The sequence below is a fragment of the Cellulomonas sp. ACRRI genome (assembly GCF_022346185.1).
Lineage (GTDB): Bacteria > Actinomycetota > Actinomycetes > Actinomycetales > Cellulomonadaceae > Cellulomonas.
Window position 1 is genome coordinate 1 of sequence record NZ_JAKRMS010000024.1, and the last position, 20875, is coordinate 20875.

Sequence of the window (20875 nt, forward strand, 5' to 3'; positions counted from 1 at the left end):
GTCGGGGGTGGGCGGGACCGTACCCCCGATCGGGTGACGCGCGCGTCACCGTCCGGAGGGCGGCAGCGGCTGCTCCGCGAGGTCGCGGATCCACTGCGGGGTCTCGTCACCGAGGCTCTCGTCCAGGGTCACCCGGAGCCGGGCCGCGGCCCGCTGCACCTCGGGGTCGCGGAGCACCGCCGCCCGGCGGAGCCGCTGCTCCTCGATCTCCTGCTCGAACCGGTCCACCGGACACCTCTTCCTCGTCGTCGCGGCCCCCGGGTACGTCACCATCCTGCGGTGGCTCGTCGGCCCTGCTCAACCCCGCTTCGGTGAGCGCCCGGAGCAGCCGGCGCTCATCCCTCGTCGCGAGGTCGCTGCGGGCCAGGTGGTCCAGGACCGCGAGTCCGCGGGTCACGTGCCCGCGGTGCGTGGACAGCGTCAGGCCGAGCGCCCACTCGGCCCGGCGCCACCACTGCTCGCGCCGGTCCGCGCGGTCGCGCTGCCGGATCGTCGCGATGCCGACCGCCAGCGCGACCAGCGCCGCCGCCCCCGTGGCCACCGGCCCGAGCAGCGACAGCGCTCCGAGCCAGCCGGTCCCCGTCATGCGGCCGACGCTAGGGCGACGGCCGCGGCGTCGGTCCGCGCACGCGAGCCGCACTGGGGACCGCGCGCGCCTTCGCGCCTGTGGAGGACTCGCCGCCCGCCCGCGGCGCGGGCCTCAGCCCTCCACGGCCTCCGCCAGCGCCATCCACTTCTCCTCGACCTCGCCGACCTCGGCCTCGAGCGCCGCCTTGTCCTGCCCCAGCGCCGTCAGCCCGACGTAGTCGGCGGGGTCGTGCTCGGCCATCTTCTTCTCCAGCGCCTCGATCTGGCCGGTCAGCTTCGAGATCCGCCGGTCGAGCGCGCCGAGCTCCTTCTTGGCCGCCCGCAGCTCGGCGCCGTCCAGGCCCGACGGCGCGACCTCGCCGCCCACGGCGCCCGACGCCTCGGTGGGCGCCCCCGTCGCCACCGCGCCGGCCCCCGAGCGCGACCGCTCCAGCAGCCGCAGGTACTCGTCGACGCCGCCCGGCACGTGCCGGAAGTGCCCGTCCAGCACCGCGTACTGCTGGTCGGTCACCCGCTCCAGCAGGTACCGGTCGTGCGACACGACCAGGAGCGTGCCCGGCCAGGTGTCGAGCAGGTCCTCCATCGCGGCGAGCATGTCGGTGTCCAGGTCGTTCGACGGCTCGTCGAGGACCAGCACGTTCGGCTCGTCGAGCAGGATCAGCAGCAGCTGCAGCCGCCGGCGCTGGCCGCCGGACAGGTCCTTGACCGGCGTCTGGAGCTGGACGGCGGTGAACCCGAGCCGCTCCAGCAGCTGTCCCGGGGTCATCTCCTTGCCGCCGGCGACGTAGGAGGTCCGGTACCGGGCGATGACGTCGTTGACCCGGGTGTCGGCGATGTCGGCGAGCTCGGCGAGCTCCTGCGTGAGGGTGGCGACCCGGATCGTCTTGCCGCGCTTGACCCGGCCGGTCGTCGGCGCGACGGCGCCCGTCACCAGGCCCAGCAGCGTCGACTTGCCCGCGCCGTTCACACCGAGCACGCCGGTGCGCTCGCCCGGCGCGATCCGCCAGGTCACGTCGCGCAGCACCTCGTGGGCGCCGTACGCCACGGACACGTCCTCGATGTCGACGACGTCCTTGCCGAGGCGCGCGGTGGCCATCTGGGACAGCTCGACGGAGTTGCGCGGCGGCGGCACGTCCTCGATGAGCTGGTTCGCGGCCTCGATGCGGAACTTCGGCTTCGAGGTGCGGGCCGGGGCGCCGCGGCGCAGCCAGGCGAGCTCCTTGCGCATGAGGTTCTGCCGCTTGGCCTCGGTCGCCGCGGCCATCCGGTCGCGCTCGACGCGCTGCAGCACGTACGCGGCGTACCCGCCCTCGAACGGCTCGACGATCCCGTCGTGCACCTCCCAGGTCGCGGTGCACACCTCGTCGAGGAACCAGCGGTCGTGGGTGACGACCAGCAGGCCGCCGGCGTTCGCCGACCAGCGGCGGTTGAGGTGCCGGGCGAGCCAGGTCACGGCCTCGACGTCGAGGTGGTTGGTCGGCTCGTCGAGCATGAGCACGTCGTCGTCGCCGGCCAGCAGCGCGGCCAGGGCCACGCGGCGGCGCTGCCCGCCGGACAGGTCGCCGACGAGCTTGTCCCAGGGCAGGTCGCCGACCAGGCCGGAGACGACGTCGCGGACCTTCGGGTCGCCGGCCCACTCGTGCTCGGCGCGGTCGCCGACGACGGAGGCGCCGACGGTGAGCGCGGGGTCGAGGGTGTCGGTCTGGTCCAGCACGCCGATCCGCACGCCGCCGCGGACGGTCACGCGCCCGGAGTCCGGGGTGAGCCGGCCGGCCAGCAGCGCGAGCAGGGAGGACTTGCCGTCGCCGTTGCGGCCGACGATCCCCACCCGGTCGCCCTCGTTGAGGCCCACGGTCACCGAGTCGAAGACGTTCTTGGTCGGGAAGGACAGGTGCAGCGCTTCGCCGCCGAGCAGGTGGGCCATCGGGCAAGCGTAGGGCGCGCGGGGCGTCGTCAAACCGGTTGGCTCGATCGTCAAACCGCTTTTACGGTCGGGAGGACGTGCTGCACGAGGAGGTGAGCATGAGCCGACCGACGATCTCGGACGTCGCCCGCGCCGCCGGCGTGACGAAGGCGACCGTGTCCCACGCGTACAGCGGCCACCGGCCCATCTCGGCGGCCACGAAGGCGCGGGTGTTCGCCGCGGCGGAGGAGCTGCGCTGGGTTCCCAGCAGCAGCGCTCGCGCGCTCGCGGCCCGCCGGGCGAACGCGATCGGCGTCGTGCTCCGCCGGGACCCGTCGATCCTCGCGTCCGACACGTTCTTCCCCGCGTTCATCGCGGGTGTCGAGCAGACGCTCGCCGAGCGCGAGGTCGCGCTGGTGCTCCAGGTCGTCGGCAGCAGGGGCGCCGAGGAACGGGCGTACCAGGCGATGGCCGCGGGGCGGGCGGACGGCGTCATCGCGCTCGACCTGCACCGCGACGACTGGCGGGTGCCGTTCCTGGCCGGCCTCGGGCTGCCCGCCGTGCTGCTCGGCGCGTACGACGGACCGACCCGGCTGTCCTGCGTCCGCACGGACGACGCCGCCCCGGTCCGGGCGCTGATCGCGCACCTGCAGGCCCGCGGCCACACCCGGATCGCGCACGTCGCCGGGCCGCTCGGGTACGTGCACTCGTACGCCCGGGCCCGCGCGTTCGTCCAGGCCGTCGGCTCGCGGGAGCTCGTGCGGGAGGGCGACTTCACGGCGGGCAGCGGGCGGGCGCACACCGCCGACCTGCTCGCCCTGCGCGACCGGCCCACCGCGATCCTCTACGCCAACGACACGATGGCGATCGCCGGGATGTCCTACGCGCAGAGCCGCGGCGTGCGGGTGCCCGACGAGCTCGCCGTCGCCGGGTTCGACGACGACCACCTGTCCGCGCACCTCAGCCCGCCGCTGACCAGCGTGTCCACCGACCCCGCCCGCCGCGGCCGGGTCGCCACCGGCCGCCTGCTGGCCGACCTGGCCGGCGACGGGCCGCGGTCCGTCACGGTCGACTGCACCGTCCTGCAGCTGCGCGGGAGCACCGACGCCCCCGCGCCGACGCACCGTACGTCCTGAGCTCGAGGAGGAGCCCCCATGAGGTACATCCGCACCGCCGCGCTGCTCGGCGCCGTCGCCCTCACGATCACCGCCTGCTCCGGGTCCGACGGCGGCTCGGGCGGCGGGTCCGGGGAGGCCACCGGCGCCACCGGGCCGATCACCATCTGGCTGTCGAACAACGAGCAGGAGGTGGTCTGGGGCCAGGACGTCGTCGACGCGTGGAACGCGGACCACCCCGACGAGCAGGTGACGGCCCAGGAGATCCCGGCCGGCTCGTCCTCGGAGGAGGCCATCACCGCCGCGATCACCGCGGGCACCGCGCCCTGCCTGGTCTACAACATCTCCAGCGCGGCCGTGCCGGGCTGGGTCCGGCAGGGCGGCCTGGTCGACCTGACGACGTTCGACGGCGGCGCCGACTACCTCACGGAGCGCGGTGGGGACGGCGTCTCCGTGTACGAGACCGACGGCGGCTACTACCAGCTGCCGTGGAAGTCGAACCCCGTGATGGTCATGTACAACAAGGCGCTGTTCGCCCAGGCGGGGCTCGACCCGGAGAACCCCGGCATGGCGACGTTCGACGAGTTCCTGGCCGGCGCGCAGCAGATCGTGGACTCCGGGGCGGCCCCCAGCGCGATCTGGCCGTCGCCGACCAACGACTTCTTCCAGCCGTGGTTCGACTTCTACCCGGTCTACCTGGCCGAGACCGGCGGCACCGCGCTGGTCGAGGACGGGAAGGCCACGTTCGACGACGAGGCGGGCACGGCCGTCGCCGACTTCTGGGCGTCGATCTACGCCGACGGGCTCGCCCCCCAGGAGGAGGCCACGGACGACGCCATGGTGTCCGGCCAGACCGCGATGCAGATGGCCGGCCCGTGGGCGATCGCGTCCTACAAGGACAGCGTCGACGTCGGCTTCATGCCGGTGCCGACCTCCGACGGCCGCGAGGACGTGACGACGTTCGCCGACTCCAAGAACGTCTCGATGTTCACCTCCTGCGAGAACCAGGGCACCGCGTGGGAGTTCCTGAAGTACTCGACCAGCGAGGAGAGCGACGGCGCGCTGCTCGAGGCCACCGGCCAGATGCCGCTGCGCCAGGACCTCGCCGCGACGTACCCGGACTACTTCGCGGCGCACCCGGAGTACGAGGTGTTCGCCGACCAGGCCGCCCGCACCGGCGACGTGCCGAGCATCCCGAACTCGATCGAGGTGTGGCAGGCGTTCCGCGAGGCGTACACCTCGGCCGTGATCTTCCAGAGCACGAGCGTGGACGACTTCCTCAGCACCGCGGCGTCGAAGATCGACGACCTGGTGCAGGGCTGACGTGTCCACGGTGACGGCGGGCGCGGGGGCGGCGCCGGGCGCGGGACCGGGCGCGGGCTCCGGCCGCGCCCCGGCGCCCGCGCCCCTGGGCCCCGGCCGGCGGCGCTGGTGGGGCGGCCAGCCGCTCGGCACGCTGTTCGCGGCGCCCTACCTGGTGTTCGTGCTCGTCGTGTTCGCCTACCCGCTCGGGTTCTCGGCCTACATGGCGTTCCACGACTACTTCTTCACCGCGCCGGGCGTCGAGGTGCCGAAGCCGTTCGTCGGGTTCGACAACTTCGCCACGGTGCTCACCGACCCGCAGGTCCTCGCCTCGTTCCGGAACACCGCGGTGTTCCTGGTGATCAACGTGCCGCTGACCGTCGGGCTGGCGCTCGTGCTGGCCTCGGCGCTGAACGCGGGCGTGCGGTGGGCGGCGGCGTACCGGGTCGCGTACTACGTGCCGTACCTGACGGCGAGCGTGTCGCTGGTCGGCGTCTGGATGCTGCTGTTCTCGTCGAACGGCCTGGTGAACTCGGTGCTGGGGCCGCTGGCGCCGGACCCGTCCTGGCTGGCGAACAAGGCGCTCGCCATGCCGACGATCGCGCTGTACGTCACGTGGAAGCAGCTCGGCTTCTACGTGCTGCTCTACCTCGCGGCGCTGCAGAACGTGCCCCGCGAGCTGTACGAGTCGGCCGAGACCGACGGCGCGGGCGGGTTCCAGCGGTTCCTCAACGTGACGGTGCCGGGCGTGCGGGCGGCGACGACGCTCGTCCTGGTCCTGGCGATCATCACCGGCACCAACCTGTTCACCGAGCCGTACCTGCTGACCGGCGGGGGCGGCCCGGACGGGGCGTCCGTGACGCCCGTGCTGCTCATCTACCAGCGCGGCATCCAGCAGCAGAACCCCGACGTCGCGGCGGCCATCGGCATGGTCCTGGTCGTCGTCGTGGGGCTGCTGTCGCTGGCCGCGCAGCGACTGAACCGGGAGCGGTGACATGCGACGACGACGCGGCGGTGCCGTGCTGCGCCAGGTGCTCCTGACCCTGGCCGCCCTGGTGTTCGCCTTCCCCTTCTACTTCATGGTGGTCGGCGCGTTCCAGGAGAGCCCGACGAACACCCCGGACCGGCTGGTGCCGACCTCGGGGTGGACCACGCAGAACTTCGCGCAGATCGACGCGCGGATCGACCTGGCGGGCTCGCTGGTGAACTCCCTGGTGTTCACGGCCGGCGTGCTGCTCGGCACGATCGTGCTCGGGACGCTCGCGGGGTACGCCGTGGCGCGGCTGAGGTACCCCGGCCGGCGGCTGACCTGGGTGCTGATGCTGCTGGTGCAGATGGTGCCGTTCCAGCTGCTGATGATCCCGCTCTACGTGCAGATCACCCGGGGCTACGGCCTCGGCGACACGTACCTCGGCATGATCCTGCCGTTCGCGATCAACACCACGGCGGTGTTCATCTTCGCCCAGTTCTTCGGGGCGCTGCCGCGGGAGATGTTCGAGGCGGCGCGGATCGACGGCGCCGGCGAGCTGCGCATCCTGCGCTCGATCGCCCTGCCGCTGGTCCGTCCGGCCCTGGCGACCGTCGTGCTCGTGACGTTCATCGGGCCGTGGAACGAGTTCCTCTGGCCGTTCCTCATCACCAAGGACGCGTCGCTGCAGCCGCTCGCGGTGTCCCTGGCGAACTACATCTCCAACGTGTCGCAGACCGCGGCCAACCCCAACGGCGCGATCCTCGCCGGCGCCTGCGCGCTGGCGTTCCCCGTCGTCGTCCTGTTCTGCGTGTTCCAGCGGTACTTCCGCACCACCGACCTCGGCTCCGCCGTGAAGGGCTGACCCATGACCGTGACCACCCTGTTCACCGGCGCGACGTTCCCGCTCGGTCCGTTCGTGCCCTACGAGGGCAACCCGGTCCTGCGGCCCCGCGGCGGGTCCTGGGAGTCCGCCAACCTCTACAACCCGGCGGCGCTGGTCGTCGACGACGAGGTGGTGCTGCTGTACCGGGCGCACGCCGAGGACATCGTGTCCCACATCGGCCTGGCCCGGAGCCGCGACGGGTACCACTTCGAGCGCGAGGCCGAGCCGATCCTGTCCCCGCAGGAGGACTACGAGGAGTTCGGCTGCGAGGACCCGCGGATCGCGTACGTCGAGGGCACCTACTACCTGACCTACACCGGCTGGGACCGGAAGGCGGCGCGGCTGTGCCTGGCCACGTCCACCGACCTGCGCACCTGGACCCGGCACGGCCCGCTGTTCCCGGGCTTCGACACGTTCGCCACCGTCGACCCCCGGGGCCACGAGTGGTCCAAGGCCGGGGTGATCGTGCCGGTGAAGATGCAGGGCCGGTGGTGGATGTACTTCGGCGAGGGCGGCCTCTACTGGGCGACCAGCGACGACCTGATCCGCTGGACGCCGGGCACGCCGGACACCGAGCCGATGTACGCGCCGACGCCGGGGTCGTTCGACGCCGACCTCGTCGAGATCGGCACCTCGCCCGTGCTCACCGACAACGGGCTGCTGGTCATGCTGACCAACGGCGCCACCCGCACCGTGCACGACGACGGCACCGTCGACGTCGACTACCGGTGCGGCCAGATCGCGATCGACCCCGACGAGCCCACCCGGGTGCTCGCCCGCCTCCAGGAGCCGTGGCTCCGGCCGCAGACCTTCGAGGACCGCAACGGGCTGGTGTCCAACGTGACGTTCGTCGAGGGGCTGGTGCAGTTCCACGGGACGTGGTTCGCCTACTACGGGCAGTCCGACACCACGCTCGCCGTGGCCGTGCACGACCCCGCCCGGCCCTGGGGGTCGTCGCTCCGCGGCTGACCCCACCCGCACCACCCGACCAGGGAGACGAGAGACGATGACGACTCGACGCACCTTCCTCGCCGCGGCCGCCGCGGTGCCCGCGCTCGTGGCGGCCGCACCGGACGCCGTCGTCGGCGTCCCCGGCCCGGCCGGGACGGCGAGCGCGCCCGGCCCCGCCGGCGGCACCCAGGCTCCGCCGGGGGCGCGGCTCGCCAACCCCGCGCACCTGCGGTTCCTCCTCGACACGGTGCCGCTGGCCGCGGTCGACGCGCACACCACGTACCGGATCGCGGAGGAGCCCACGGCCCTCGCCCCGTGGACGTACGCCGACGCGGACGGCGGCACCTTCCGTCGGGTCGGGGGCGGGACCCTCGACCCCGCGACGGGGCACTGGAGCCAGGGCGCGTACAACGCCGACGACATCGCGCGCGCGGCGGTGGCGCTGCTGCGCGACTGGCGGGCCGCGGGCGACGCGGAGAGCCGGCAGCAGGCGTACCAGCTGCTCCGCGCGCTGACCTACCTGCAGGACGACTCCGGGCCGCACGCCGGCCGGGTGGTGCTGTGGCAGCAGCCCGACGGCGCGCTCAACCCGAGCGCGGAGCCGGTCGAGCTGCCCGACCCGTCGAACTCGGCCGAGTCGTACTGGCTCGCCCGCACCGTCTGGGCGCTGGGGGAGGGGTACGCGGCGTTCGCGGCCGACGACCCGGCGTTCGCGCAGTTCCTGCTCGACCGGCTGCACCTCGCGGTCGGCGCGCTCGAGCAGGAGTCGCTGTCCCGGTACGGGCGGCGGGTGCGCAGCGACGGCGTGCCGCTGCCGGACTGGCTGATCGCCGGCGGCGCGGACGCCACCGCGGAGGCGGTGCTGGGGCTGGTGGCCGCGGTGCGGGTCCTGCCCCGGGACCGGCAGCTGTCCCGGGCGCTCGACAGGTACGCCGAGGGCGTCGCCGCGCTCGGCACGACCGACACCCGGCGGTGGCCGTTCGGGGCGGTGCTGCCGTGGACCGGGTCGCTCGGGTTCTGGCACGCCTGGGGTGCGGCGGCGCCCGAGGCGCTGGCCGCGGCGGGTGCGCTGCGCGGGCGGCGGGACTGGGCGCGGGCGGCGCTCGCGGACGCGGGCACCTTCACGCCGCTCGTCCTGGCGACCGGCGGGCCGTTCAACGCGTGGACCCCGACTCCGGGCGAGGCGCAGATCGCCTACGGCGCCCACGGGCGGGTCGCGGCGGCGCTGGCCGCGGCCGACGCCGGGGGCGGCGAGGGGCTGCGGGTCCTCGGCGGGCTGGCCGCGGGCTGGTTCTTCGGCGCGAACCCGGCGGGCGTCCCGGTGTACGACCCCGCCACGGGCGTCACGTTCGACGGCGTGGAGACCGACGGCCGGGTGAACCGGAACTCCGGGGCCGAGTCGACGATCCACGGCCTGCTCGCGATGCAGCTGCTCGACGCGCGCCCCGACGTCGCGGCGGTCGCCCGGTCGATCACCGGCCTGGCCGGGCACGACGGCCTGCGGGTCCTCGACGCCGAGGCCGCGCGGCTCGGTCCGGGCTGCGAGGTCGTCCGGCCCGCCGGGGGCGCGTGGACGGGCGAGGGCAACCTCGTCGGCGGCGGGTACGTGCGGGTGCCGCCGGGGTCGGCGGTCGAGTTCGACGTCCCCGCCGCCGCGGGCGCCTGGGCGCTGCCGCTGGTGTGGCGGACGGCCGCCCCGGCGGGGAGGGCGCGCTGGGAGGTCGTCGGCGGGCCGCGGCTGGGGCGCACCGAGAACGGCGGGACCGGCGCGGCGGGGCTCACCGAGGCCGACGGGAGCCTGGTGCCGCAGCTGCTCGACCGGCCGCTGGCGGGCGGTGCGTCGTCCGGCGGGACGGTCACGGTGCGGTGCGCCAACGAGGGCGCCGGCGACCTGCGGCTCGACGCGCTGCTGGTGCGGCCGGCGGTGGCGACGGCGCGCTGGTCGACCACCACGGGGACCGACGCCGTCCTGTACGCCGGGTCGACGGCCCGCGGCACGACCGCGCCGGCGCTCGCGGCCGGTTCCGGTGCTGCGTACCTGCCGGACGGCCGGGTCGACCGCCGGGTGGCCGCGCCCGGCCCCGGGGTCGCGGTCCCGGTGCCGGCGGGCGGCTTCACGGTCACGCGCTGAGACCGGCGTGGCGGGTGCGACCGGCGTGCGTGCGCCGGGGACGCGGCCGCGGCGTCCCGGGCGGGTCCGGCTACCGTGGCACCCGTGCAGCCGCTCGACCGCGACCCCGACACGGCCGGCGTCCCCGACGTGACCCGCTCCGACCCTTCCCGCCCCGGTCCGTCCCGGCCGGGGCCGGAGCGTCCCGACGCGCGCGCCGACGACCCCGCGCGGGACGGCGACCCGGCCGCGCGGGCCGTCCCGGCTGCCGAGGTGCTCGCGGACCCCGACGCCCCGGGGTGGGGGCGTCCGCCGATCAGCCCGGACCAGCGCCGGTACGACGTGCTGCTGGCCGTCGGCCTGCTGATCGGCGGCATCCTCAGCCTGGCGCTGGGACGCACGGCCGGGATGTACGACGAGCCCGCCGAGGGCTGGGTCGCCGTGCTGTGCGTGCTGGCGGTCACCGCGCCGCTCGCGCTGCGCCGCCGGCAGCCCGCCGTCGTCGCCGTCGTGGTCGCCGCGGCGTTCGTGCTCGTCGGCGAGCTGCGGGTCCCGGAGACGCTGTTCGCCAACATCGCGCTGTTCATGGCGCTCTACACGGTCGGCGCGTGGGACCACAACCGGGTGCGGGCGCTGTGGGTGCGGGCGGGGATCGTCGTCGCGATGTTCGTCTGGCTGCTGGTCGCGATGTTCCAGGCGGTGACCGACCCGGAGGGCATCGAGGGCTTCTCGAACGCGGGGGCGTTCTCCCCGCTGGTGGCGTACCTGCTCATCCAGCTGCTCACCAACATCCTGTACTTCGCCGGCGCCTGGTGGTTCGGCGAGCACGCGTGGAACGCCGCGCGCGAGCGGGCCCGCACCGAGTACCGCGGGAAGCTGCTGGTCGGCGAGCGGCGCCGGGTCGAGGAGCAGGCCGTCGCGATCGAGCGGCTGCGCCTGGCGCGCGAGCTGCACGACGCGGTCGCGCACCACGTGTCGATGATGGGCGTCCAGGCCGCCGCGGCGCGGATGGTCCAGGCGTCCGACCCGCAGCAGGCCGCGCTCGCGCTGGAGCAGGTCGAGGACTCGGCGCGCGAGGCCGTCGACGAGCTGCACGGCCTGCTGAGCACGCTGCGCGAGTCCGGGACCGAGGCGCACGCGACCTCCGCGGTCGGCTCGCTGTCCGTCGAGCGGCTGCCCGAGCTGGTGCAGCAGGCCGCGGAGACCGGCCTGGCCGCGCGGTACCAGGTGATCGGCGAGCCCGTGCGGGTGCCGCCGCTGACCTCGCTGAACCTGTACCGGATCTGCCAGGAGGCGCTCACCAACGTGCGCAAGCACGCGGGCACCGGCGCCCGGGTGGACGTCCGGCTGCGGTACGACGCCGACGCCGTCGAGCTCGAGGTGGCCGACGACGGCACCGGGGCGCGCCGCGTCGTCCGGCGCGGGACGTCGGGCGGGCTCGGCCTGGTGGGCATGCGGGAACGGGTCGCCGCCGACGGCGGCACGCTGGAGACCGGCGCGCGCGGGCGCGGCGGGTACCTGGTCCGGGCGCGGGTGCCGCTCGGGCCGCGGACGGGAGGGGCACGATGACCGGGGCCGGCGCGGTGCGGTTCGACGACACGACCGGGGCCGACGCCGCGGACCGGGGCTTCGGCCCGGACCGGCCCGTGCGCGTCGTGCTCGCCGACGACCAGGCGCTGCTGCGCGCCGGTCTCGCGACGATCCTCGGCGCGCAGCCGGACCTCGAGGTGGTCGGCCAGGCCGGCGACGGCGCCGAGGCGGTCGAGCTGGCGCGGGCCCTGCGCCCCGACGTCGTCTGCATGGACGTGCAGATGCCGGGCGTCGACGGCCTGGAGGCCACGCGGCGGATCACGGCCGACCCCGACATCACGGCCGGCGTCCTCGTGCTGACCACCTTCAACCGGGACGACTACCTGCTGGAGTCGCTCCAGGCGGGCGCCGCCGGGTTCCTGCTGAAGAACTCCCGCCCCGAGCAGCTCGCCGACGCCGTGCGCGCCGTCGCCGCGGGGGACGCCCTGCTGTCGCCCGAGGTCACCCGCGCCGTCATCGCCCGGGCGGTCGTCGGCGACGGCTCCGCCGCCGGGGGGAGCGGCCCGGCGGTCCGGCGGGTGCCGGGAGCCCCGTCCGTCCCGGGGCTGACCGAGCGCGAGCTGGAGGTGCTGCGCCTGGTCGCGCGAGGGCTGAGCAACGACGAGATCGCCGCGGAGCTCGTGCTGGGCCGCGCCACCGTCAAGACCCACGTGTCCAACGTGCTCACCAAGCTCGGCCTCCGGGACCGGGTGCAGGCCGTCGTCTACGCGTTCGAGAACGGGCTGACGGACTGACCCCCTCCACCCCGGGACGGAGGCCCGGCCGCCCGGCAAGTTCCGCCCGGCGGCCGAGGTGCCGGGACGCGGGGTGCTCCTAGCGTTGACCTCAGCGGACGACAGGTCCGCACAGGTCAGGACGGGAGACGACATGCTGCAGCTCGACGGGATCCACCGGTCCTTCGGGGACCGGCTGGTGCTCGACGACGTCGGCTTCTCGGTGGAGCGCGGCAAGCTCACCGGGTTCGTCGGCGGCAACGGCGCCGGCAAGACCACGACGATGCGGATCATCCTCGGGGTGCTCACGCCGGACTCCGGCACCGTGACCCTCGACGGCAGCCCGCTGGGCGACGACCGCCGCCGCGCGTTCGGATACATGCCCGAGGAGCGCGGCCTCTACCCGAAGATGCACGTGCTGGAGCAGATCACCTACCTGGCGCGGCTGCACGGCTACGAGCGCCGCACCGCGACGGAGAAGGCCCGGGACCTGCTCGAGAAGCTCGGCCTGGGCGAGCGGCTGACCGACCCGGTCGACGACCTGTCGCTCGGCAACCAGCAGCGCGCCCAGATCGCCGCCGCGCTGGTGCACGAGCCGGAGGTGCTGGTCCTCGACGAGCCCTTCTCGGGCCTCGACCCGATGGCCGTCGACCTGGTCCTCGGCGTCCTGCAGGAGTACGCGTCCCGCGGCGTGCCGGTGCTGTTCTCCTCGCACCAGCTCGACGTCGTCGAGCGGCTGTGCGACGACGTGGTCGTCATCGCGGGCGGGAAGATCCGCGCCGCGGGGGAGAAGGAGGCGCTGCGCGCCCAGCACGCGGCGCCGCGCTACGAGATCACCTCCGGCGGCGACATGGGCTGGCTGCGCACCGAGCCCGGCGTCCGGGTCGTCGAGTTCGACGGCGGCTACGCGCTGTTCGAGTCCGACGAGGCCTCCGCCCAGCGGGTCCTGCGCGCCGCGCTCGACGCCGCCCCGGTGCAGCAGTTCGCCCCCGTCCGCCCGCGGCTCGCGGAGATCTTCCGCGACATCGTCCGCGACGAGGAGCGCCACGACGACGAGCCCGCCACCACGAAGACCAAGGAGACCGTGCGATGAGCCGCCGCACCCCGATGATGTCGAACGCGCCGTCGTCCGGCCCCGCGCCCGCCGGCCGGCCGGCCGCCCCGAACACGGTGCAGGCGACGCTCATGGTCGCCGAGCGCGAGATCACGACGCAGGTCCGCAGCAAGTCGTTCCTCATCTCGACCGCCGTGCTGCTCGTCCTCGTGCTGGGCGGCATCATCCTCACCTCGGTGCTGGGCGACCGGCTGGGCGGCGGGGACACCAAGGTCGCCGTCGTGCCCGAGACCGCCGCCGTGATCGCGGACGTCGACGGGCTGGAGGCGGTCGAGGCCGCCGACGCCGACGCGGCCCGGGCGCTGGTGGAGTCCGAGGAGGTGTCCGCCGCGGTCCTGCCGGACGACGACGCGGACAACCTGCTGGGCGTCGTCGTGGTCGGCCTCGACTCCGCGCCGGACGGCGTCATGAACGCCCTCGCGGTGACCCCGCCGGTGGAGCTGCTGGACGAGTCCGGCACCTCGGACGGCCTGCGCTACCTGGTGTCCTTCGTGTTCGGCATCGCGTTCTTCATGGCCGCCATGACGTTCGGCAGCACCATCGCGCAGAACACCGTGCAGGAGAAGCAGTCCCGCATCGTCGAGATCCTGCTGTCGACCGTCCCGCCGCGGGCGCTGCTCGCCGGCAAGATCCTCGGCAACACGGTGCTCGCCGTCGGCCAGATCGCCGCGATCGCCGCGGTGGCCGTCGTCGGCCTGGTGGTCACCGGCCAGGACGACCTGCTGGGGATGATCGGGGCGCCGGTCGCCTGGTTCGTGCTGTTCTTCCTCGTCGGGTTCGTGCTGCTGGCCGCGCTGTTCGCGTCCGCCGCCTCGCTCGTCTCCCGCGTCGAGGACACCGGCCCGGTGCTCACCCCGGTGATGATGCTCGTGATGATCCCGTACTTCGGCGTCATCTTCTTCAACGACAACGACCTGGTGCTGACGATCATGTCGTACGTGCCGTTCAGCGCCCCGGTCGGGATGCCGGTGCGGCTGTTCCTCGGCGAGGCGTCCTGGTGGGAGCCGCTGGTGTCGCTGGTGATCCTCGCCGGGACCGCGGTCCTCGTGACCGGCATCGGCGCCCGGATCTACGCGCGCTCGGTCCTCCGCACCGGCCGCCGGGTCAAGCTCTCGGAGGCCCTGACGAAGGCGGCCTGACCCCGCCCGGACGACGCGCGCGGCGCCCGCAGGGGGGGGGTGTCCCGCGCGCGTCGTCGCGTCTGGGTGCCGCCGAGATGGCAACTCTCGGCTGTCCGCGGGGCCCTCGACGCAGCCGAGAGTTGCCATCTCGGCGGGTGGGGCGGGCGTCAGGGGGTGTCGAAGGGGGCGACCAGGGTGCGGAGCAGGTCCGCGAGGCGGTCGCGCTCAGGGGCCGGGAGGGACGACAGGAGGTCGCGCTCGATCTCCAGGAGCGTCGACATCGCGGCGTCCACCCGGGTCCGGCCCTCGTCCGTCAGGCTGACCAGCACGCCGCGGCGGTCGTCGGGGGACGGCAGCCGCTCGACCAGCGCGCGGGACGCCAGCCGGTCGATGCGGTTGGTCATGGTCCCGCTGGTCACGAGGGTCTGGGTCAGCAGGGCGCCGGGCGACATCCGGTACGGCGCGCCGGCGCGGCGCAGCGCCGACAGCACGTCGAACTCCCACGGCTCCAGCCCGTGCCGGGCGAACGCCTGCCGGCGGGCCAGGTCCAGGTGGCGGGACAGCCGGGTGACCCGGGACAGCACCGACAGCGGCGCGACGTCCAGGTCCGGGCGTTCGCGGGCCCAGGCCTCCACGATCCGGTCGACCTCGTCCCGGGCCCCGGACGCCTCCGGGTGGGCGGGGGACTCGGCTGCCGACATGCGGGCGAGGGTACTCGACGCCCGGCTCCGCCCCCAGGATTCGAACCCGGACCTCAAGGCTCCAAAGGCCTGCGTGCTGCCGTTACACCAGGGCGGACCGCGGGACCGCAGGCCCCGCGTCGGCCGCCAGTCTGCCAGCCCGCGGCGGGTGCGCGTCGCACGCCCGGAGCGCCTCGGCAGACCCGCGCGGCGCCCGGATTTGCGAGGATGGCCCGATGACCGCCGAGCCCCGCCGCGCGCCGCGGACCACGCGCGCCCGCATGACCGCGACCCAGCGGCGCGCGCAGCTGCTCGAGGTGAGCCGCACGCTGTTCGCCGAGAAGGGCTTCGAGGGCACGTCCGTCGAGGAGATCGCGGCCCGGGCCGAGGTGTCCAAGCCGGTCGTGTACGAGCACTTCGGCGGCAAGGAGGGCATCTACGCCGTCGTCGTCGACCGGGAGATCCAGGCGCTGACCTCCGCCCTGACCTCCGCGCTCGACGAGGGCGGCCACCCCAAGGTGATGGTGGAGCGGTCGGCGCTCGCGCTGCTCGGGTACATCGAGGACTCCGAGGACGGGTTCCGCATCCTGGTCCGCGACTCGCCGGTCGCCCAGGCCACCGGGACGTTCTCCAGCCTGATCGGCGACGTGGCGACCCAGGTGGAGCACCTGCTGGCCAACGAGTTCCGGCGCCGGCACCTCGACCCGCGCACCGCGCCGATCTACGCGCAGATGCTCGTCGGCATGGTCGCGCTCACCGGCCAGTACTGGCTCGACGCGCGCAGCCCGGACAAGGCCGACGTCGCCGCGGCGCTGGTCAACCTGGCCTGGAACGGCCTGTCCGGCCTCGAGCGCCGGCCCCGGCTGACGAGCACGCCCGGGCCGCGCGCCCGGGCCGGGACGGCGCGGGCGGCGCAGGAGGGCGCGAGCGGCGGCGACGCGCCGGGGACCCGCGGCGACGCGCCGGCGCCCCCCGGTGACTGAGCGAGCCGTGCCCGCGGCGCCCCCGCCGCCCGCGCGCGCGACCCTGCCCCGGGGCCTGCGGCGCGCGGACCTCGTGGCCGCAGGCGTCACGTTCGTGCTCGGCGTCGCCGGGCTGCTCGCGCTGCCGGCCCTCGCGGCGATGGAGCCGGCCGAGCCCGACCCGGCGCCGCCGGTCGGGGCACCGGGCTGGTGGCTCGTCGTGGCCGCCCTGGCGGTGCAGGCGGGCGCGGTCGTCGTCGCGCGGGTCGCCCCGCGGTCCGCGCTGCTCGTCGTCGCCGTCGTCCCGCTGCTGGTCGGCGCAGCGGGCGGCGGGACGGCGGTGGCCGCGTCCGGGCTGCTCACGCTGGCCGTGGTCGTCGCGGTCTACCGCGCCGTGGTCGCCGTCCCGCTCGCCCGCGTCCGCGCGGTGCTCGCGGCCGCGGTCGTGCTGCTCGCCGTCGCCTCCGCGCCCGCGGCGGCCGAGGCCGTCGACGCCCCGGAGCGGCCGCTCGTCGTGCTCGCCGCCGTCGCGCAGGCGCTGGCCGTCGTCGCGCTCGGGCTGGTGCCGGCGCTAATCGTGTCGTCCCGCCGCGCCGTGCGGGAGGCGCAGGCCGGCGAGCTGCGCGCCCTCGCCGGGGAGCAGGAGGCCCGCGTCCGCACCGCCCTGGCGGAGCAGCGGACGGCGATGGCCCGCGAGCTGCACGACATCGCCGCGCACCACCTGTCCGGGATCGCGCTGATGGCCTCCGCGATCGACCGGCAGATCGGCACCGACCCCGAGGCCGCGCGGCAGGGGGTGCGGGAGGTGCGGGACCAGAGCCGGGTCGTGCTGGCCGACCTGCGGCGGCTGGTCGGGCTGCTCCGCGAGGACGACGGGGCCGAGACGTCGGCGCTGACGCTCGCGGCGGTGCCGGACCTGGTCGGGGACGGCGTCACCCTGGAGGTGCTGCCGGCCGGCGCCGACCCGGGTGCCGGCGTCGGCCCGCTGGCCCAGCTCGCGGGCTACCGGATGGTGCAGGAGGCGCTGGCGAACGTCCGGGCCCACGCGCCGGACGCTTCGTGCCGCGTGACGGTCGACGCCCGCGCCGCCGACGCCGTGGTCCTGACCGTGCGGAACGGCCCGGCCGGCCGCGACCCGGTACCGTCCGAGCACGGCGGCCACGGCCTGCGCGGGATGCGCGAGCGCGCGGAGCTCGTGGGCGCCGACCTGCGGCACGGGCCGACGCCCGACGGCGGCTGGGAGGTCCGGCTCGTGCTGCCGCGCGAACCCCGACCAGAGGAGGTCGCCCCGTGATCCGGGTGCTCATCGCCGACGACCAGCCCCTGGTCCGCGCCGGCCTGTCCGCGCTGCTCGCGGCCGAGCCGGACGTGGAGGTCGTCGGCGTCGCGGCCGACGGCGACGAGGCGGTCGCGCTCGCCCGCGCCGCCGCACCGGACGTGGCGGTCCTCGACATCCGGATGCCCGGGCGGGACGGGATCAGCGTCGCCCGCGAGCTGTGCGGCCCGGAGGCCGAGCGGCCCGTGCCGGTGCTCGTGCTGACGACGTTCGACCTGGACGACTACGTGTTCGGCGCGCTGGAGGCGGGCGCGTCCGGGTTCCTCCTCAAGGACGCGGAGCCCGAGGAGATCGTCCGGGCGGTGCGGCACGTCGCCGCGGGCCGGGGCACGCTCGACCAGGCGCTCACCCGCCGGGTGCTGCGCGAGTTCGCCGACCGGCGGCGGCTGCAGCCCGTGACCGTCCGGCGCGGCGCGGACGCCCTGACCGCCCGCGAGCAGGACATCCTCCGGCTGCTCGCCCAGGGGATGTCGAACGAGGAGATCGCCGCGGAGCTCGTCGTCGAGGTCTCGACGGTGAAGTCCCACCTCGCCCGGATGATGCCCAAGCTCGGCGTGCGGTCCCGGCTGCAGGCGGTCGTGTGGGCGTACCAGAACCGGGTGGTCACGGTCCCCGACGAGGGGTGACCGGCGGGGCGCCGTCCGCCGCGCGGCGGACCGGTTGCGTCGAAGGGTGCAGGCCCGCGGGTTCCGTCGCAGGCGGCTGGAGCGCGCGGGTGCCGGATTCCTAGCGTCGAGGGGACGCAGCAACCCGACACGAGGAGGCCGCCATGAGCGCCACCGCACCCACCCCGACCAGCCCGGTGGGGCCGACCCCGACCCCGCCGCCCACCGCCGCGGAGCCCGCCGTCCTGCTGGACCGGGTCTACCGCTCCTACCCCGACGGCAGCGGGACGACCGCGGCGCTCGCGGGCGTCTCCCTGGCGCTCGCGCCCGGCTCGTTCACGGCGGTCATGGGGCCGTCCGGCTCGGGCAAGTCGACGCTGCTGAACGTCTCGGCGGGCCTGGACCGGCCGTCGAGCGGGCGGGTCGTCGTCGGCGGGTCCGACCTGACGGCGATGTCCCCCGACGCCGTCACCCGGCTGCGCCGGGACCGGATCGGCTTCGTCTTCCAGGCGTACAACCTGGTGGGCCACCTGACGGTCGCCGAGAACATCGCGCTGCCGCTGCTGCTCGGCGGCCGCGAGCCCGACGCGCACCTGCGCCGCTACCTCGTGGCGGCCGTGGGCCTGGAGGGTCTCGAGGACCGGCTCCCGGGCGAGCTGTCCGGCGGGCAGGCGCAGCGCGTCGCGATCGCCCGCGCGCTGATCACCCGGCCGGCGGTGGTGTTCGCCGACGAGCCGACCGGAGCGCTCGACTCGCACACCGGCGGCCAGGTCCTCGAGGTGCTCCGCTCGACCGCCCAGACCCTGCAGCAGACCCTGGTGCTGGTCACCCACGACGCGCACGTCGCCGCCGCCGCGGACCGCGTGCTGTTCCTCGCCGACGGCCTCATCGCCGGGCACCTCGACGCGCCGACGACCGAGCAGGTCACGGCCCGGATGATCGAGCTGGGCCGGTGAGCGCCGTCGGGGCGATGGCCCGGTCCGCCGTCCGGGTGCACCGCGGGAGCCTGGCGGGCAGCGCGCTGGTCGTGGGGCTCGCCGCCGCGCTGCTCACGGCCACGGGCGTCTGGGTCGAGGCGGGCGTCCGGCTCGCGGCCGGCGCGGCGGACGACCCCGCCGCCTCGATGCTGCTCGCCGTGGCGTCGTCGTTCGCCGGGACCGCGGTGCTCATCGCGCTGCTGGTGGTGGCGTCGACGTTCGCGGGGGCGCTCCGCCCGCGGGCCCGGGAGTTCGCGCTGCTGCGCGCGGTCGGCGCGACGACGGGGCAGGTGCGGCAGATCGTCACCGCGGAGGTGCTGCTGGTGTTCGCGGTCGCCGCGCCGCTCGGGGCCGTGCCGGGGCTGCTGCTGGCGCCGCTGCTGTCCGGGGTGCTGGTGTCCGGCGGGGTGGCACCCGCGGGGTACACGCCGCCGCTGACGCCGTGGCCGGTGCTCGGCGCCCTGGCGCTGCTGGTGCCGACGGCGCTGCTCGGCGCGCGGCTGGCGGGCCGGGAGAGCGCGCGCCTGAGCCCGGCGAGCGCCGTGCAGCAGGCCGCGGTCGAGCCGCGGGGCATCCCGCGGGTGCGCGCCGTGACGGCTGCCGTCCTGGTCGCCGCGGGGCTCGTCGCCGCGCTGGTGCCGTTCGTCCTGCCCGGGATCGCGGGCGCCGCGGCCGCGACGACCTCGGCGATCGTGCTGCTCATCGCGGCCGCGCTGGTCGGGCCGCTGCTGGTCCGGTGGGGCGCGGAGCGCGGGCTGCGGCTCACCCGCGGGTCCCGCGCCGTGCCCACGCTGGCGCTGACCAACGCCCGCGGGTTCTCCCGGCGGCTCACCGGGGCGGTCCTGCCGCTCGCGCTGCTGCTGGCGCTCGGCACCGTGCAGTCCGGGGCGAACGCGGCGCTCGTCGACGCGGCGCAGGAGCAGGTGCGCGACGGCGTGGTCGCCGACGTGGTCGCGCAGGACCCCGGTGCGCCCGCCGGGGTGCCCGAGGACCGGGCCGCGGAGGTCGCCGCGCTGCCCGGGGTCGCTGCCGCCGGCGTGTCCGCCGCGGTGCCCGCGCAGGTCCGGGTCGACGCCGAGGACGAGGACCTGCCGTTCCTCGACGGGCTGTCCTGGGAGCCGGCCGCGCTGCGCACGGTGCCCGCCGGGTCGACGCTGCTCGACCCGGGGGTGCGGTCGGGCTCGCTCGACGACCTGGCCCGCGACGGCACGATCGCGGTGAGCAGCGAGGCCGCGCTCGGCAGCACCGGGCTGGGCGAGCCGGTCGAGGTGCGGGTCGGCGGGGAGTCCGTGGAGTTGACCGTGGTGGCCGTCTACGACCGCGGGCTCGGTCTGGGCGACTACCTGGTGGGTTCCGGGTCGGCCGTCGCGGCGGGGGCCGAGGGCGGCGTGCTGCTGGTCCGGGCCGAGGACCCGGCCGCCGCCGGGGACGTGCGTGCGGCCGTCGCCGCGACCGGGCTCGACGTCACCGACCCCGCGGGCTACGCCCGGACGGTCCGGGACGCGGCGGCGGGGGAGCAGGGGCTGTCGACCGCGCTGCTGCTGGCGCTGCTCGCGTTCGTCGCGGTGGCGGCGGGCAACACGCTGGTGGCCCTCGTCGGCAGCCGGCGCGGGGAGCTCGCGCTGCTGCGCCGCACCGGGGCCACCCGCGCGCAGCTGATCCGGATGGTGGCCGTGGAGTCGGCGCTGATCACCGGGACCGCGGTCGCCGTCGGCCTGGCCGCGGTGCTGCCCGCGCTGCTCGGCGTCGGGCAGGGACTGCTCGGGGTGCCCGTGCCGGTGGTCGACGGGCCGGTGCTGGGCGGGCTGGTGGCCGTCGTCGCGCTCATCGGGCTGATGCTGCCGGTCGGGGCGGCGGTGCGCGCGACGCGCCCCGCCGCGGGCGCGCCCGGCTCCGCCGTGGTGCACCGGGCCCTCGGGTAGCCCGCGGGAGTGGAAGGTCTGGCCGGACACGCC

At 75.7% G+C, this 20875-nt stretch carries 18 protein-coding genes and 1 tRNA gene; 15 read left to right on the top strand and 4 right to left on the bottom strand.

Annotated elements, in window-relative coordinates; all coding sequences use genetic code 11:
- Positions 1–45: 45 nt before the first annotated feature.
- Together MHY85_RS06905 and MHY85_RS06910 are read right to left on the bottom strand one after the other, a co-directional pair.
- Positions 46–228, bottom strand: a complete 183-nt coding sequence (locus MHY85_RS06905) for a hypothetical protein (protein ID WP_239194681.1) — start codon at positions 226–228, stop codon at positions 46–48.
- A 472-nt stretch (positions 229–700) separates the two neighbouring features.
- Complete coding sequence (locus MHY85_RS06910; protein WP_239194684.1) at positions 701–2512, bottom strand: ABC-F family ATP-binding cassette domain-containing protein; 1812 nt, start codon at positions 2510–2512, stop codon at positions 701–703.
- 98 nt (positions 2513–2610) lie between these two features.
- On the opposite strand from MHY85_RS06910, the gene MHY85_RS06915 reads away from it, so the two are divergent.
- From MHY85_RS06915 to MHY85_RS06960, 10 genes are all read left to right on the top strand, one after another.
- Positions 2611–3627 (top strand): LacI family DNA-binding transcriptional regulator, encoded by a 1017-nt coding sequence (locus tag MHY85_RS06915; RefSeq protein WP_239194687.1) that lies wholly within the window; start codon positions 2611–2613, stop codon positions 3625–3627.
- 18 nt (positions 3628–3645) lie between these two features.
- Complete coding sequence (locus MHY85_RS06920; protein ID WP_239194690.1) at positions 3646–4929, top strand: extracellular solute-binding protein; 1284 nt, start codon at positions 3646–3648, stop codon at positions 4927–4929.
- A gap of 1 nt (position 4930) precedes the next feature.
- Positions 4931–5902: a carbohydrate ABC transporter permease gene (locus MHY85_RS06925; protein WP_374233096.1), complete on the top strand. Its 972-nt coding sequence runs from the start codon at positions 4931–4933 to the stop codon at positions 5900–5902.
- Position 5903: 1 nt separating this feature from the next.
- On the top strand, positions 5904–6740 hold the full coding sequence (locus MHY85_RS06930; protein WP_239194693.1) for a carbohydrate ABC transporter permease: 837 nt from the start codon (positions 5904–5906) through the stop codon (positions 6738–6740).
- 3 nt (positions 6741–6743) lie between these two features.
- Complete coding sequence (locus tag MHY85_RS06935; protein ID WP_239194696.1) at positions 6744–7730, top strand: glycoside hydrolase family 130 protein; 987 nt, start codon at positions 6744–6746, stop codon at positions 7728–7730.
- A 37-nt stretch (positions 7731–7767) separates the two neighbouring features.
- Positions 7768–9843: a hypothetical protein gene (locus MHY85_RS06940; protein ID WP_239194699.1), complete on the top strand. Its 2076-nt coding sequence runs from the start codon at positions 7768–7770 to the stop codon at positions 9841–9843.
- An 84-nt stretch (positions 9844–9927) separates the two neighbouring features.
- Positions 9928–11391: a sensor histidine kinase gene (locus MHY85_RS06945; RefSeq protein ID WP_239194702.1), complete on the top strand. Its 1464-nt coding sequence runs from the start codon at positions 9928–9930 to the stop codon at positions 11389–11391.
- Complete coding sequence (locus MHY85_RS06950) at positions 11388–12146, top strand: response regulator transcription factor (protein ID WP_239194722.1); 759 nt, start codon at positions 11388–11390, stop codon at positions 12144–12146. The genes MHY85_RS06945 and MHY85_RS06950 overlap by 4 nt, the downstream gene beginning before the upstream one ends.
- Positions 12147–12279: 133 nt before the next feature.
- Positions 12280–13218: an ABC transporter ATP-binding protein gene (locus MHY85_RS06955; protein ID WP_239194725.1), complete on the top strand. Its 939-nt coding sequence runs from the start codon at positions 12280–12282 to the stop codon at positions 13216–13218.
- On the top strand, positions 13215–14378 hold the full coding sequence (locus MHY85_RS06960) for an ABC transporter permease (RefSeq protein WP_308191331.1): 1164 nt from the start codon (positions 13215–13217) through the stop codon (positions 14376–14378). Before MHY85_RS06955 ends, MHY85_RS06960 begins: the two co-directional genes overlap by 4 nt.
- Before the next feature lie 149 nt (positions 14379–14527).
- Here MHY85_RS06960 and MHY85_RS06965 read toward each other — a convergent pair whose 3' ends face one another.
- Positions 14528–15061, bottom strand: a complete 534-nt coding sequence (locus tag MHY85_RS06965; RefSeq protein WP_239194728.1) for a MarR family winged helix-turn-helix transcriptional regulator — start codon at positions 15059–15061, stop codon at positions 14528–14530.
- 25 nt (positions 15062–15086) lie between these two features.
- A tRNA-Gln gene (locus MHY85_RS06970) sits at positions 15087–15158 on the bottom strand.
- Positions 15159–15321: 163 nt separating this feature from the next.
- On the opposite strand from MHY85_RS06970, the gene MHY85_RS06975 reads away from it, so the two are divergent.
- The 5 genes from MHY85_RS06975 (at position 15322) to MHY85_RS06995 (ending at position 20842) form a co-directional block, all read left to right on the top strand.
- The gene (locus MHY85_RS06975) at positions 15322–16023 is read left to right on the top strand and encodes a TetR/AcrR family transcriptional regulator (RefSeq protein ID WP_239194767.1); all 702 of its coding nucleotides are present in this window, start codon (positions 15322–15324) and stop codon (positions 16021–16023) included.
- Complete coding sequence (locus MHY85_RS21770; RefSeq protein ID WP_239194731.1) at positions 16016–17296, top strand: sensor histidine kinase; 1281 nt, start codon at positions 16016–16018, stop codon at positions 17294–17296. Before MHY85_RS06975 ends, MHY85_RS21770 begins: the two co-directional genes overlap by 8 nt.
- A complete protein-coding gene (locus MHY85_RS06985; protein ID WP_239194734.1) occupies positions 17293–17964 on the top strand; it encodes a response regulator transcription factor in 672 nt (223 codons plus the stop codon). Before MHY85_RS21770 ends, MHY85_RS06985 begins: the two co-directional genes overlap by 4 nt.
- A gap of 143 nt (positions 17965–18107) precedes the next feature.
- On the top strand, positions 18108–18899 hold the full coding sequence (locus tag MHY85_RS06990) for an ABC transporter ATP-binding protein (RefSeq protein ID WP_239194737.1): 792 nt from the start codon (positions 18108–18110) through the stop codon (positions 18897–18899).
- Positions 18896–20842, top strand: coding sequence for an FtsX-like permease family protein (locus MHY85_RS06995; protein ID WP_239194740.1), 1947 nt, complete (start codon positions 18896–18898; stop codon positions 20840–20842). Before MHY85_RS06990 ends, MHY85_RS06995 begins: the two co-directional genes overlap by 4 nt.
- Positions 20843–20875: the final 33 nt, after the last annotated feature.

Coding starts and splice junctions, on each gene's coding strand:
- MHY85_RS06910 (WP_239194684.1), bottom strand. CDS start 2,512: ATGGCCCACCTGCTCGGCGGCGAAGCGCTGCACCTGTCCTTCCCGACC.
- MHY85_RS06915 (WP_239194687.1), top strand. CDS start 2,611: ATGAGCCGACCGACGATCTCGGACGTCGCCCGCGCCGCCGGCGTGACG.
- MHY85_RS06920 (WP_239194690.1), top strand. CDS start 3,646: ATGAGGTACATCCGCACCGCCGCGCTGCTCGGCGCCGTCGCCCTCACG.
- MHY85_RS06930 (WP_239194693.1), top strand. CDS start 5,904: ATGCGACGACGACGCGGCGGTGCCGTGCTGCGCCAGGTGCTCCTGACC.
- MHY85_RS06935 (WP_239194696.1), top strand. CDS start 6,744: ATGACCGTGACCACCCTGTTCACCGGCGCGACGTTCCCGCTCGGTCCG.
- MHY85_RS06940 (WP_239194699.1), top strand. CDS start 7,768: ATGACGACTCGACGCACCTTCCTCGCCGCGGCCGCCGCGGTGCCCGCG.
- MHY85_RS06950 (WP_239194722.1), top strand. CDS start 11,388: ATGACCGGGGCCGGCGCGGTGCGGTTCGACGACACGACCGGGGCCGAC.
- MHY85_RS06955 (WP_239194725.1), top strand. CDS start 12,280: ATGCTGCAGCTCGACGGGATCCACCGGTCCTTCGGGGACCGGCTGGTG.
- MHY85_RS06960 (WP_308191331.1), top strand. CDS start 13,215: ATGAGCCGCCGCACCCCGATGATGTCGAACGCGCCGTCGTCCGGCCCC.
- MHY85_RS06965 (WP_239194728.1), bottom strand. CDS start 15,061: ATGTCGGCAGCCGAGTCCCCCGCCCACCCGGAGGCGTCCGGGGCCCGG.
- MHY85_RS06975 (WP_239194767.1), top strand. CDS start 15,322: ATGACCGCGACCCAGCGGCGCGCGCAGCTGCTCGAGGTGAGCCGCACG.
- MHY85_RS06990 (WP_239194737.1), top strand. CDS start 18,108: ATGAGCGCCACCGCACCCACCCCGACCAGCCCGGTGGGGCCGACCCCG.